At 63.9% G+C, this 12,850-nt stretch carries 14 protein-coding genes and 1 pseudogene; 6 read left to right on the top strand and 9 right to left on the bottom strand.

The features are described 5' to 3' along the window. Positions 1-275: 275 nt before the first annotated feature. Positions 276-1,140 (top strand): annotated as a pseudogene (locus tag SMA01S_RS20250) (alpha/beta fold hydrolase). 256 nt (positions 1,141-1,396) lie between these two features. On the opposite strand, the gene SMA01S_RS20245 reads toward SMA01S_RS20250, so the two are convergent. From SMA01S_RS20245 to hisS, 5 genes are all read right to left on the bottom strand, one after another. Next, positions 1,397-2,209 (bottom strand): DUF4167 domain-containing protein, encoded by an 813-nt coding sequence (locus SMA01S_RS20245; protein WP_066826740.1) that lies wholly within the window; start codon positions 2,207-2,209, stop codon positions 1,397-1,399. A gap of 263 nt (positions 2,210-2,472) precedes the next feature. After that, the gene (gene prmC / locus SMA01S_RS20240; protein WP_066826738.1) at positions 2,473-3,288 is read right to left on the bottom strand and encodes a peptide chain release factor N(5)-glutamine methyltransferase; all 816 of its coding nucleotides are present in this window, start codon (positions 3,286-3,288) and stop codon (positions 2,473-2,475) included. Next, positions 3,285-3,680, bottom strand: a complete 396-nt coding sequence (locus SMA01S_RS20235; RefSeq protein ID WP_245649349.1) for an endonuclease domain-containing protein — start codon at positions 3,678-3,680, stop codon at positions 3,285-3,287. Before SMA01S_RS20235 ends, prmC begins: the two co-directional genes overlap by 4 nt. A gap of 43 nt (positions 3,681-3,723) precedes the next feature. Further along, positions 3,724-4,806 carry a peptide chain release factor 1 gene (prfA, locus tag SMA01S_RS20230; protein WP_066826734.1) on the bottom strand — a complete coding sequence of 361 codons (1,083 nt, stop codon included), beginning with the start codon at positions 4,804-4,806 and terminating at the stop codon, positions 3,724-3,726. Beyond that, on the bottom strand, positions 4,806-6,149 hold the full coding sequence (gene hisS / locus SMA01S_RS20225; protein WP_066826732.1) for a histidine--tRNA ligase: 1,344 nt from the start codon (positions 6,147-6,149) through the stop codon (positions 4,806-4,808). Before hisS ends, prfA begins: the two co-directional genes overlap by 1 nt. A gap of 50 nt (positions 6,150-6,199) precedes the next feature. Between hisS and SMA01S_RS20220 the strand changes: the two genes are divergently transcribed. The 5 genes from SMA01S_RS20220 (at position 6,200) to SMA01S_RS20200 (ending at position 10,568) form a co-directional block, all read left to right on the top strand. Next, positions 6,200-6,838, top strand: coding sequence for a DUF1345 domain-containing protein (locus SMA01S_RS20220; protein ID WP_066826730.1), 639 nt, complete (start codon positions 6,200-6,202; stop codon positions 6,836-6,838). A gap of 86 nt (positions 6,839-6,924) precedes the next feature. Further along, positions 6,925-8,838 carry a M61 family metallopeptidase gene (locus SMA01S_RS20215; RefSeq protein WP_066826728.1) on the top strand — a complete coding sequence of 638 codons (1,914 nt, stop codon included), beginning with the start codon at positions 6,925-6,927 and terminating at the stop codon, positions 8,836-8,838. 35 nt (positions 8,839-8,873) lie between these two features. After that, on the top strand, positions 8,874-9,413 hold the full coding sequence (gene ppa / locus SMA01S_RS20210) for an inorganic diphosphatase (RefSeq protein WP_066826726.1): 540 nt from the start codon (positions 8,874-8,876) through the stop codon (positions 9,411-9,413). Next, positions 9,410-10,114 carry a hypothetical protein gene (locus tag SMA01S_RS20205; RefSeq protein WP_066826724.1) on the top strand — a complete coding sequence of 235 codons (705 nt, stop codon included), beginning with the start codon at positions 9,410-9,412 and terminating at the stop codon, positions 10,112-10,114. The genes ppa and SMA01S_RS20205 overlap by 4 nt, the downstream gene beginning before the upstream one ends. Before the next feature lie 61 nt (positions 10,115-10,175). Next, on the top strand, positions 10,176-10,568 hold the full coding sequence (locus tag SMA01S_RS20200; protein ID WP_157094058.1) for a hypothetical protein: 393 nt from the start codon (positions 10,176-10,178) through the stop codon (positions 10,566-10,568). 33 nt (positions 10,569-10,601) lie between these two features. Here the strand turns inward: SMA01S_RS20200 and SMA01S_RS20195 are convergent, their stop codons facing one another. Genes SMA01S_RS20195 through SMA01S_RS20180 form a run of 4 tightly spaced genes read right to left on the bottom strand, consistent with a single transcriptional unit; the run spans position 10,602 to position 12,674 of the window. Beyond that, complete coding sequence (locus SMA01S_RS20195; RefSeq protein ID WP_066826720.1) at positions 10,602-10,994, bottom strand: TfoX/Sxy family protein; 393 nt, start codon at positions 10,992-10,994, stop codon at positions 10,602-10,604. Further along, complete coding sequence (locus tag SMA01S_RS20190; protein WP_066826718.1) at positions 10,994-11,314, bottom strand: DMT family transporter; 321 nt, start codon at positions 11,312-11,314, stop codon at positions 10,994-10,996. The genes SMA01S_RS20195 and SMA01S_RS20190 overlap by 1 nt, the downstream gene beginning before the upstream one ends. Continuing rightward, complete coding sequence (locus tag SMA01S_RS20185) at positions 11,314-11,793, bottom strand: GNAT family N-acetyltransferase (RefSeq protein WP_084250478.1); 480 nt, start codon at positions 11,791-11,793, stop codon at positions 11,314-11,316. The genes SMA01S_RS20190 and SMA01S_RS20185 overlap by 1 nt, the downstream gene beginning before the upstream one ends. Then, on the bottom strand, positions 11,790-12,674 hold the full coding sequence (locus SMA01S_RS20180; protein ID WP_066826715.1) for a DMT family transporter: 885 nt from the start codon (positions 12,672-12,674) through the stop codon (positions 11,790-11,792). Before SMA01S_RS20180 ends, SMA01S_RS20185 begins: the two co-directional genes overlap by 4 nt. Positions 12,675-12,850: the final 176 nt, after the last annotated feature.

Raw genomic sequence — 12,850 nt, 5'->3', positions numbered from 1 at the left:
AGCTGAAAGATGGTCGAGACTGCGGCGTCGGATCCGTTCCGGCGTAATCGTCAATTGCCTGGACGAGGGCCGGGCCGCCGAACCGCGTATTTGGCGGAAAGCAGGCATTGATGAAGTGACCCCTGTCCTTTGCAGCTGTAAAGTCACCTAGTCCCCGTGACCGAGTCGGATCCGAGTTCGGCGGATAGCGTAGCTGGGCCCCTCGACGACTCTATCGCGCGACAGCAGCACCGGTCCTGCCGGCCGGCACGCCTCTTTGTGAGAGGAATTCCCCCATGCCTTTCATCACCACCGACGACGGCACCGAGATTTTCTATAAGGATTGGGGCCCGCGCGGCGCGCAGACGATCGTGTTCCACCACGGCTGGCCGCTATTGGGACAACCAGTTGCTGTTCTTCCGCGGCAAGGGCTTCCGCGTCGTCGCGCATGACCGCCGCGGCCATGGCCGTTCGGGGCAGCCCGACATCGGCAACGATATGGATACCTATGCGGCCGATGTCATCGAACTCGCGCGGGCGCTCGATCTCAAGGACGCGATCCATGTTGGCCACTCGACCGGCGGCGGCGAGGTCGCCCGCTATGTCGCGCGCGCCGAGTCCGGCCGCGTATCGAAGGCAGTGCTCATTTCCGCCATCCCGCCGGTGATGGTGAAGAGTGACACGAACCCCGGCGGCACGCCGATCGAGGTATTCGATGGCTTTCGCACCGCGCTCATGGCGAACCGGTCGCAATTCTACCTCGATGTCGCCTCTGGCCCATTCTACAATTTCAACAAAACGGGCGTGGAACCTATCCAGGGCTTGATTGACAATTGGTGGCGCCAGGGAATGATGGGCGGCGCCAATGCGGGATATGATTGCATCAAGGTCTTCTCGGAGACCGACCTCACCGAGGACCTGAAGCAGATCGACGTGCCGGTGCTGGTGATTCACAGCGAGGACGATCAGATCGTGCCCTATGCCGACAGCGGCCCACTGGCTGTAAAGCTGCTCAGAAACGGCACGCTCAAGACCTATCAAGGCCTGCCGCACGGATGCATGACAACGCACCCAGACCTCATCAATGCGGATATCCTCGCCTTTATCAGCGGAGAGGTGACTTCCCCGCAGGCCGAGAACGCCGAACCCGCGCTGGCATGACATGGTGATGGGAGCCGGAACCACCGGCTCCCTTCCCGGCACCGGCGATCGCTGGCGCCCCACCGGCCGTCTTAAATGCCTGCACTTGGCGCGAGCGGCCATTGCTGACCGGCTTCGCCTTATGGCCTCCCCAAAACAAAACGCCCGGCGGAGCGGATCCGGCCGGGCGTTTCATTTCCTTCATCCCAGCGAAAGCCAGGATCTCAGACAATCGAGATACTGCACGAGGCCCCAGCTTTCGCTGGGGCAACGGCTGTCATTCGGCTGCGTCGGCGGCCGGCTCCGCGGCGGCCACACGCGGCGTGCGGCGACGGCGCGGCTTGGGAGCGGGTTCTTCCTCGCCCTCGGTGCCGGCCGAAATGCCGAGCGACGGCGGCAGCAAAGACGCATCGAAGGTTTCGCCTTCGGTTGCCTCGACTGCGCGCGGTTCGCGGCGCGGGCGAAGGCCACGGCGCGACGGGCGCTCGGGACGGTCCTCGACCGGCGCGGCAACCTCTGCCACCTCGACGCCGTTCACGTCGTCGGTATCGTTCTCGGCATAGCCGTTGACGTTGCCGCTACCGTTGCCCCCAGCATTGGTATTGGCATTGCCGTTATAGCGGTTTCCGCGATCCCCGCGCGGTTCGCGATTGCCGCGATCCTCACGGTTACCGCGGTCGTCGCGGTTGCGGCTCTCTCGGCGCGGCTCGGCCTGGATTTCGCGGCGTGGCTCCTGGGTCTCACCCTCGGCGCCATCCTCCTCATAACCCTCATCCTCATCATCGAACGCGTCCTCTCGGCCGCGGCGCTGCTGAGCCTGGTTCGGGTTCTGCTCTTCGAAGCGGTTGCGATTCTCGGCAAGCACGCGGAAATAGTGATCCGCGAACTGCAGATAATATTCGGTGTTGACGCGGTCGCCCTGACGTTGCGCCTCGGCGGCGAGCGTCTTGTACTTCTCATAGAGCTGGTTCGCATTGCCCCGCGCGCGGTTGTCGATGCGGTTCCCATTGTTACCGTTGGGATTACCGCCGCCACCCTGGCGCTGGCCACCACGGCCGCGACGGCGGCCGGCCTGACGATTTATGTTCAAAGTCCTGTGGTCCTTGTGTTCAAAACAAACCCGGCCTTGCTCCAAGAGGATGCAAATCCCACGCGCCACCCGCGCCGAGCCCGAAACATGGGTGGAGGCGCGAAAGGCCTGTCATGGCCGCCGGACGAGCGGCCTAATGACGATGGATTGGGCAGGCCCGCGATTTCAACGACTTGTCGATTGAGATCGTCTGCCCCTTCGCGCTCAATAGCGGGTGCAGGGCGTTTGTCCAAGAAGAAATATGTAACCGGAGTGTGTCATTTTCAAGGTGTGGCGATGACGCATCTGTCGCGCCCGGCAAGATCGCGGCGAACCGCGACCTTCAGGCCCTGCGCAGTCAGCAGTGCGGAAACCGCTTTGGCTTGCGTGGCGCCGATCTCGATCGCTGCCATGCCACCCGGCGCGATCAGGCGCGGGAGCTGGCTAGCGATGATGCGGTAATCGTCCAGACCATCGGAGCCGGCGAACAACGCCGCGCCTGGCTCATGCTCGCGCACCTCCGCCGGAAGCGATTCGTGAGCGGCGATATAGGGCGGGTTGCAGAGGACCAGGTCGAAACCCCCCGCGACTCCTTCGGCCCAGTTGCCGAGGCGGAACGAGGCGCGATCGGCCAGATCGAGTCGCTCGGCGTTGCGCCGGGCATAATCGAGCGCGTCGGGCGAGGCATCGATCCCCAGGCCACGCGCCTCGGGCCACTGCGCAAGCGCGGCGAGCAGCAACGTCCCCGGTCCTGTTCCAAGGTCCAATATCCTCAGCGGCGCCTCGATATCCGGCAGGTGCTCGACTGCCGCCTCGATCAGTGTCTCGCTGTCGGGGCGCGGGATGAGGACGCCGGGGCCGACCGCCAGGCTGATCGTCCAGAAATCGCGCGTGCCGGTGATATAGGCGACAGGTTCGTGCGTGAGGCGCCGGTCGATCAGTGGCTCGAAGTTGGCAGGCGTCGGGTCGTCGAGATGGCGGAGCAGCAATTGCTCGCGCGTCGTGCCGAGCGCGTGGGCCATGAGCAGTTCGGCATCCAGACGCGGGGTGTCGGAGACGGCCGCGAGACGCCGAGTCGCTTCGGCGAGGGCGGCTCTCAAAGCCCCTCCCCTTCAGGGGAGGGGTTGGGGTGGGGCCCGGACCAGCGATCAGGCCGCTGCGCTAGCGACGCTACGATCAGACCGATCACACCCTCGATACTGTCACGAACGTCTATGTTCGTGATCCGGATCGTCTCGAATCCCTTTTCCGCGAGATAGGCGTCTCGGCGAGCGTCGTATGGCACGTCGTGCGAATCCCCATCGACCTCGACGATCAAACCCTTCGCTGGGCAAAAGAAATCGCAGATATAGGGAAAGATCACCGCTTGGCGGCGGAATTTATAATGGTTGAGCTGCGAGTTGGAGAGTTGGCGCCAGAGCCTAACCTCCCACTCGGTGGGTTTGCGCCGTAGCTCTTTAGCTCTTTCGATGAGCTCAGCTTCTGTAACCACTGCCCCACCCCAACCCCTCCCCTGAAGGGGAGGGGCTTTTTCTTTAGCCATCCAGCGTCGCCAGGCGTTCGGCCTCGTCCTCGGCGATCAGCGCGCCGATCAGTTCGTCCATATCGCCTTCGAGGATTTCCGGCAGGCGGTGCAAGGTCAGGTTGATGCGGTGGTCGGTCACACGCCCCTGCGGGAAATTGTACGTCCGGATGCGCTCCGATCGGTCGCCCGAGCCGACCATCGCCTTGCGCGTCCCCGATCGTTCCGCCGCCAGCCGCTCGCGCTCGGCCTCGTAGAGCCGCGTGCGCAGCACCTTGAGCGCCTTGGCCTTGTTCTTGTGTTGCGACTTCTCGTCCTGCTGGATCACCACCAGCCCGGTCGGCAAATGGGTGATGCGAACCGCGGAGTCGGTGGTGTTGACCGACTGTCCGCCCGGACCCGACGAGCGATAGACGTCGATCCGCAAGTCGCGCGCCTCGTCGATCTGGACGTCGACGTCCTCGGCTTCGGGCAGCACCGCGACGGTCGCCGCCGACGTGTGGATGCGCCCGCCGCTTTCGGTCACCGGCACGCGCTGGACGCGGTGGACGCCGCTTTCGAACTTCAGCTTGGCGAACACGCCCTTGCCCTCGACCGAGGCGACGACTTCCTTGAACCCGCCCGCTTCGGAGGTCGAGGCGGAGATCAGTTCGACCCTCCAGCCCTGCCCTTCGGCATAACGCTGGTACATTCGGAACAGGTCGCCGGCGAATAAAGACGCCTCGTCACCGCCGGTGCCGGCGCGGATTTCGAGCATCGCCGCGCGTTCGTCGGCGGCGTCGCGCGGCAACAGCGACAGCGCGAGCGCGCGTTCGGCCTGGGGCAGTGTCGCACGGATCTCCTCGATCTCTTCGCGCGCCATTGCCTTCAACTCGCCGTCGGCGGCATCGTCCTCGGCCATATGGCTCAAGGTCGCGAGTTCGGCGCGCAGGCGCCGCACTTCCCCCGCGGCCTTCGCCACCGGCTCGATCTCGGCATATTCCTTCGACACCTGAACGAAGCGCTCGCCCGACAGATCGCCGGTCGCCATCAGCGCCGACAATTCGTCGCGCCGCGCCTCGATCTGCGCGATCCGTTCGGGGGAGATGGAGGTCATCAGCCTGCGTCCGAACCCGATGGCTCAGCTACCGACATGAAGTCCTTCAGCGCCGGCAATTGGTTTATACCCCGCATTTTCCAGCGTGCATCCGTCAAAGCGAAGATATTCTCGTCAAGCTGATGAAATGCGACTCGCCCCTGCTGCCCCGTGGCAAGGCATTTGACGGTAGCCATTTCCGATTTCAGCTCATCCTCGCCGACGATGATCGCATAGTGAGCGCCCGCCGAATTGGCCCTAGCCAATCGCTTCTTGAGGTTGCCGCGATAGGCCATTTCGACGGCTACGCCACACGATCGCAGACCCGCCGCAAAGCCCAATGCCTTGCGCTCTGCTTCTTCGCCGACAGGAATAAGTGCGATGTCGGGCACTTCGCTCTGCCGCGCTTCGAGCAACATCGCCAGCCGCTCGATACCGGCCGCCCAACCCACGCCGGGAGTCGCTGGTCCACCCAGCGATTCGATCAAGCCGTCATAGCGACCGCCCGCGAGAACGGTCCCTTGCGCACCCAGCCGGTCGGTGACGAACTCGAACGCGGTGTGGCGGTAATAATCGAGCCCGCGTACCAGCCGGCCGTTGCGCGTCCATTTGACGCCCGCCGCGTCGAGCCCCTTGGTCACCTTCTCGAAGAAGGCGCCGGCCTCGCTCGTCAGATGCGCGTCGATATCCGGCGCAGCGTCGGCGATCGGGCGGTCGCGCGGATCCTTGCTGTCGAGGATACGCATCGGGTTCTTGTCGAGCCGGACGAGGCTGTCTTCCGACAGTTCCCCGCGATGCCGTTCGAAATGCGCGACCAATGCCGTACGCCAGGCATCGCGCGTCTCGGCGTCTCCCAGCGTATTGAGCTGCAACGTCACGCCATCGGCGATGCCGAGTTCGTGGAGCAACTGGTCGGCGAAGGCGAGCAACTCGACATCCGCCGCCGGCTCGGCCGCCCCGATCACCTCGGCATCGATCTGGTGGAACTGGCGATAACGCCCCTTCTGCGGACGTTCGTAGCGGAACAGCGGGCCCGAGGTGACCAGCTTGAGCGGCGTATAATGCTGCCATCCCTGGGTCAGATACGCGCGGCACACGCCCGCGGTAAATTCCGGCCGCAACGTCAGCGAGTCCCCGCCGCGATCCTCGAACGTGTACATCTCCTTGGAGACGACGTCGGTGGTCTCGCCGATCGAGCGCGCGAACACCTGGGTATCCTCGAACACCGGCAAGTCGACGCGCTGGAAAGCGAAGAGCCGGCGGACATGATCGAAGGCCTCGAGCACGCGCGCGAAGCGCCGCTGCTCGTCGCCGAAAATGTCCTGGGTGCCTCTGATCGGCCGGGGTGTCTCGATACGCGCCATGTTGGCGGCGCTCTCTAGTAGAGGCGGGCGGCCTACGCTAGCGTTTCGTCATGGCGAACATGCATCTCGGTCACCGGCTCGCGCCTCCCCGCTTCATCGCGTTTGTCGCGATCTTCGTTGCGGGCCTGTTCGTGACGATCCCCGCCCAGGGCTACGGACGGGGCGCGATGATCGCGTTCGATATCGCCGCGGGCATCTTCCTGATCTCGATCATGCCGCTGTTTGTACGGGGCACGGCAGAGCAGATGCGCGCCGCGGCACAGCGCAACGACGCCAATCGCGCCTTCCTGTTGCTGCTCACCGTCGTGACGTCGATCATCATCATGGTCTCGGTGGTCACCGAAAAGCTCGAAAAGGCGACGCCTTTCGCGATCGTGCTGGTGCTGGTATCGCTGGTGCTCGCCTGGACCTTTTCCAACATGATCTACGCGCTTCATTACGCGCATCTCTACTATCTGCCGGCAGAGGATAACGAAGACAGCGGCGGGATTGAGTTCCCCAATTGCGACGACCCCGATTATTGGGATTTCGTCTATTTCAGCTTCACCCTGGGCATGACGTTCCAGACCAGCGACGTCGACATCAAGAGCCGCCGCGTCCGCCGCGTCGTCACCGGCCATTGCCTCGCCGCCTTCGTCTTCAACCTCGGCGTGCTGGCGTTCACGATCAATTCGATCGGCGGGAGTTAATTCTACTGTTTCCGTGGCGTTAGCTACTGGACGGCGGGTGTATCGCCGTCCTAGGACGGCCGCACATCAAAAAGGGGTCCCTCTCCATGCTCCGTCGCGCCGCTCTTGCCGCCCTGCTCGCCTCCACCGTCGCTACCGTCGCCCTCGCCGAGAATTCGAAGCCGCAGCCGACGCCGGTGGAGAACACGATCCCCGTCGCGGTCGACAAACCCTATCCGGGAACGCTGACGCTCGATGTGGACGCGACCGACACGGCGCGCGGCATCTACGTCATCAAGGAGAATATCCCGGTTTCGGGCAGTGGCGAGATGGTGCTGCTTTATCCGAAGTGGGTGCCGGGCGGACACACGCCGCGCAACGAGATCGACAAGGTCGTTGACCTGCACATCACTGCCGCCGGCAAGGCAGTCGCGTGGAAACGCGATCCGGCCGAGGTCTATGCGTTCCATCTCGATGTGCCCAAGGGCGCCAAGTCGATCGAGGTCTCGTTCAAATATGTCACCTCGACCAAGGGCGACCAGGGCCGGATGATGGTCACGCGCAACCTGCTGAGCCTCGAGCCGATCGGGGTCAGTTTCTACCCGGCGGGCTATTTCGTGCGCCAAATCCCGATCCGCATGACGGCCAAATATCCCGACGGCTGGTCGGCCGCCTCGGCGCTCAACGCCAAGGTGACGGGCTCGACCTATGCCTATGAACCGACCAATTACGAGATCCTGCTCGACAGCCCGATGCTGGCCGGGCGCTATTACAAGAAATGGCCGCTCAGCGAGCGCGTCAACCTCAACGTCTTCGCCGACACGCAGAAGGAGCTCGACTCCGCCACGCCGACGATGATCGACGCGCACAAGCGTCTGGTCGATCAGGCGGTGAAGACCTTCGGCGCGCAGCATTACGACCATTACGAATTCCTGCTGTCGATCTCGAACGAGCTCGGCGGAATCGGCCTCGAGCATCATCGCAGTTCCGAGAACGGCACGCGGATGGGCTATTTCAGCGAGTGGGAAGCGAATGCCGGCGCGCGCAACCTGCTGCCGCACGAATATACCCATAGCTGGGACGGCAAGTTCCGCCGCGGCGCCGACCTGTGGACGCCCGATTATCTCTATCCGATGCGCAACAGCCTGCTCTGGGTCTATGAGGGGCAGACCCAATTCTGGGGCTATGTGCTCCAGGCGCGGTCGGGCCTGGTATCGAAGCAGGACACGCTCGACGGCTATGCCGCGATCATGGCCAATCTCGACAATACGCCGGGCCGCAACTGGCGTCCGATGATCGACACGACCAACGACCCGATCATCTCCAACCGCCGCCCCAAGGGCTGGACCAGCAACCAGCGGTCGGAGGATTATTACAACGAAGGCCTGCTGATCTGGATGGAGGTCGATTCGATCCTCCGCCAGCAGTCGAAGGGCAGCAAGTCGATCGACGATTTCGCCCGCGCCTTTTTCGGCATCAACGACGGCGATTGGGGCGAGGTCACCTATACGTTCGACGATGTCGTCGCGACGCTCGACAAAATCCAGCCCTATGACTGGCGCGGCCTGTTGACCAAGCGTCTCTACGGCGTCGGCGAGCCCGCGCCGCTCGGCGGGTTCGAGCGCAATGGCTACAAGCTCGTCTACACCGACGTGCAGCCGGCGATCGGCAAGCAGGCCGAGCGCGCGCGCAAGTTTTCCGATTTCTATTATTCGCTGGGCTTCCAGGTCGGTGCCGAGGCGGCCTTGAGCCAGGTGCTCTGGGGCAGCCCTGCCTTCGACTCCGGACTGACCGTCGGCGACACGATCGTCGCCGTCAACGGGCTGGCCTATTCGGACGAGCGGCTGAAGGCGGCGGTGACCGAAGCCAAGAGCAGCAAGGCGCCTATCGTTCTTTTGGTCAAGGCGGGCGAAGAAGTCCGCAGCGTGAGCATCGACTATCATGGCGGGCTGCGCTATCCGCATCTGGTGAAAACCGGGACCGGGGAGAGCGGTCTCGACCTGCTGCTCCAGCCCCGCTGAGACGGGGCGGCGCGCCACGCCATATAAGGAATGACATGCAGATCGATCTGATACCGGTCGGGGACAACCCGCCCGAGAGCCTCAACGTCATCATCGAAGTGCCGGTCGGCGGCGAGCCGGTGAAGTACGAGTTCGACAAGAAATCGGGCGCGCTGTTCGTCGACCGTATCCTGCATACGCCGATGCGCTATCCGGCCAATTACGGTTTCGTGCCGCATACGCTGTCGCCCGATGGCGATCCGCTCGACGCGCTGGTGATCGCGCGCTCGCCCTTCGTCCCCGGCTGCGTCGTCCGCGCGCGGCCGATCGGCGTGCTCAATCTCGAGGACGAGCATGGCGGCGACGAGAAATTGATCTGCGTCCCGGTCGATTCGACCTTTCCTTATTATTCGGACGTCGGCGAGCGGGGGGATCTGCCCTCGATCGTGCTCCAGCAGATCGAGCATTTCTTCACCCACTATAAGGACCTCGAGGCCGAGAAGTGGGTGCGCGTCGGCAAATGGGGCGACGCAGCCGAAGCGCGCCAGATCGTGATCGAGGCGATCGCCCGCGCCAAGGAAACCGAAGCGGCGTGAGGCCACGCACCGCCTGGCGCCTGTGCGTGCTGGCGGGACTGATCGCGTTTGTCTGTTCCTTTGCGTTCGGGAAGATCCCCGGGCTGGTCGCCTGCGGGACGTTCGCCGGGTCCGGGCAGCTCGGGCCGATCCTGGCCTTCGAGCTTGCCCGGACGCCAGGCGACGTCGCGGCGTTGTTCGGCAGCGGCGCGTGCCGAGCGACGCTGGTCGGCGCCCAGGACAAGGGCCTGTGGCTCGACGCGCTCGGCTTCATCCCCTCTTACACGGCGTTCCTGGCGCTCGCCGCGATCGCCGCCAGCCGTGGCAGGACGCAGCGCGCGATCGTCGCGATGCTGCTCATTGCCGGATTGAGCGATGAGATCGAAGGCATGTTCATGTGGCGAATCCTGGGCAATCTGCCCGGGACGTCGGCACAGCTTCACGGCCTGTGGTGGGCCGTCCACGTCAAGTTCGGCTTGCTCGCGATCGGCACGACGCTGATCGGCCTCGCGTTGATCCGCGCGTTCAAGCTGTGGCCAATGCTGTTCGGGCTGGTCATCGCGGTCGGCGGCGCGGCGGCGGTCTATGGGTTCTGGATACTGCCCAACGCGATGATGATGGCGGGGTTTACCTACGCTTGGTTCGCGATCCTGGTGACGGCGATTGTTGCGTCATTTGCAGCCGGAACCTTTGCGCCGAGGGTGGCGCGGATATCACGCTGAGTGCGCTACCGACGCACTGGCGGATGCTAGTCGGACATGCCAATCTAGCGCAATGTGGTCGATGCTCGCACTTACCTTCGTCGCCCTCTTCGGAGGCTCGCCGATCACGGACGCGCAGCCCTCTGACTTCAAACCTCGACTCGTTCATGGCTTCTTGGACGCTCACTGGGAATATCCCAATTTTCTCCCAGACGACCTTCGCGACCAAAGGGCGTTACCTTTTGAGATCAAAGAAAAGAAGTGGATGGATGTGTATTCAGTGACGGATGAGGACGCCCGTAAATATCGGCCGAGTGAGACTCCCTGCTTTGAAATAGTCGGGGAAGGTTATGTTGCCCCGCGGAAGCCGAATAATATGTGGCCAGCCGATCAGCAATTTATCTTCACCAAGATAAAGATGATGAAGAAGATGAAGACTGAAGCCGAATGCGAAAAACGTCTGCAGCGGATGTGATCGTGACCGCCAATAGCGGACACCGTTTCTGAGCTATTTTCGCGTCGCCCGTCCCCGCGTCGCCGCCCGCGCCGTCCGCCTCGGCGGGGCCTTTTTCGGCGCACGCCTTCCCGCCTCGAGTGCCAGCATCGCCCAGCGCCGTAGCTCGTCGGCATCGTCATAGACGTCGTCGGGCGCGCGGCGATAGTTCATGCTCCCGGGCTTGCCGTTCATGTCGTAGGTGAAGCGCTCGCAACCCGCTTCGTCCCAGACCGCATCGCTTTCGGCGTCCGCCTTGAGCCACAGCCCGCCACCGCTCGCGACGATCGCGAAGATGGTGCCGTCGCAATAGAGCGTGGCGCCGCCCATCATCGCGCGTTTGGTGACGCGGCCGATCGGCTCCATCGCTTCGGTCACCCACTCGATCAGCCCTTCATCCGCCGCCATCAGCGCGCTCCCGTGATCTTCAATCCGGCGATGCACGCGACGACGCCGAGAATCAGCAGGAGTCGCGGCAGGCTCGCCGGTTCCTGATACCATGCAATGCCGACGATGACCGTGCCCAATGCGCCGATCCCGCCCCACACCGCATAAGCGGTGCCCATCGCGATCGAGCGCGAGGCATATTCGAGCAGCGCCATCGACAGGGTTACCGACGCGAGAAAACCAAGCGTCCACCACAGATTGCGAAATCCATCGACATGGCGAAGACACGTCGTGAACCCGACCTCGAACAGGCCGCCCAGGATCAGCCAGGCCCAGGCCATCAGCCGCGGCCCGCGAGCTTGACCAGCGCGTCGCCGGTGACGCGCCGGATCCTCCATTCGTCCAGGCTGTCGGCGCCCATCGCCGTATAGAAATCGATCGCCGGCGTGTTCCAGTCGAGCACCGCCCATTCGAATCGCGCGCAGGCGCGGTCGAGCGCGATGCCCGCCAGGTGCCGCAACAAGGCTGTGCCGACGCCCGATCCGCGCGCCTCCGGCGTCACGTAGAGGTCTTCGAGATAGAGGCCCTTGCGCCCCGTCCAGGTCGAGAAATTGTGGAAAAACAGAGCGAAGCCCATCGGCTTGCCCTCCTGCTCGGCGATCACCGCCTCGGCCGACCGCTCGTTGAACAAGGCATAGCTCAGGCTCTCTTCGGTGGCCTTCACCGCGTCCGGCTCGCGTTCGAACTCGGCCAGTTCGCGGACGAAGCGTAGAATCAGCGCGACGTCCTGCGGCGTGGCGGGACGGATGGTCAGGGTCAAAACGCAGCCTCCACATTCTCGACCGACCGCCGCCGCGCGGCGATCAGGCAACCGGTGATGATCAGCGCGGCGCCAGCGAGCGTATAGAGAGCGATTCGCTCGCTGAACACGACCCAGCCCCATAATGACGCCCAGATGAAGGCGGTATATTCGGTCGGCGCGAGGTAGTTCGCCTCGCCGCGCGCATAGGCCCAGGCGAGCAGCAGCAGCGATACTGTGGCCAGTATCGCCGCCCCGATTATCGCGGGTGCATGCCGCACTTCGGGCACATGCGCCATGAACGGCGCCCCGGCCGCCAGGATCACGAGGACAATCACGCTTTGAAAGAAGGCGACTTCCTTTGGCCCCGCGACCAGGGCCTGCTGGCGCATCAGCACGATGTTATAGGCATAGCAGACCGCGGAGAGGAGCACGGCGATCGTGCCGCGGAATCGGTCCGGCGACGGCGCCGAGGCCGCCTGACCAAGCATGATCACGCCCACTCCGGCAAAGGCGACCAGCGAGGCGATGATGGCCCGGCGCGAAATATGCTCCTTGAGCAGGAACGCCGCGCCGAACAACGCCAGCAAGGGAGCGATGAAGGTGAGCGCGATCGCCTGCGCCATGGGTACGCGGGCAAGACCCCAGAAGAACGTGACCGCCATCACCGCCGACACCGATCCGCGAATCAGGTGGACACGGATCGTCGCCCGCGACGGCCAGCCGCTCCGCTGCGGCAGGTAAATCAGGCCGGTCAGGATCGCGCCGGCCAGGGTCCGCCACAGCAAGGTGTCATAGGCGCCGATCTCGATCACCAGCACCTTCATCACGGCGTCCATTGACGAGAAGACGGCGATGCCGAGTACCGCGATGGAAAACACGAAGGCGGGACTGCGCGGCATGTTCCGGGCGATAGCGGGGCACGGTCGTTACGTCACCAGCCCCATCGCTCATGGGGTGAGAAGGTGGGCTTGTGGAAGAGGGATGATAATTCCTCCCCGTTTACGGGGAGGGGGACCGCTCGGCGCTAGCCGAGGGGTGGAGGGGGGCTCTCCAAATCTACGACATCCCGAGGGGC

Source organism: Sphingomonas mali NBRC 15500, assembly GCF_001598415.1.
Lineage (GTDB): Bacteria > Pseudomonadota > Alphaproteobacteria > Sphingomonadales > Sphingomonadaceae > Sphingomonas > Sphingomonas mali.
This window is presented reverse-complemented; position numbering and strand designations above follow the sequence as displayed.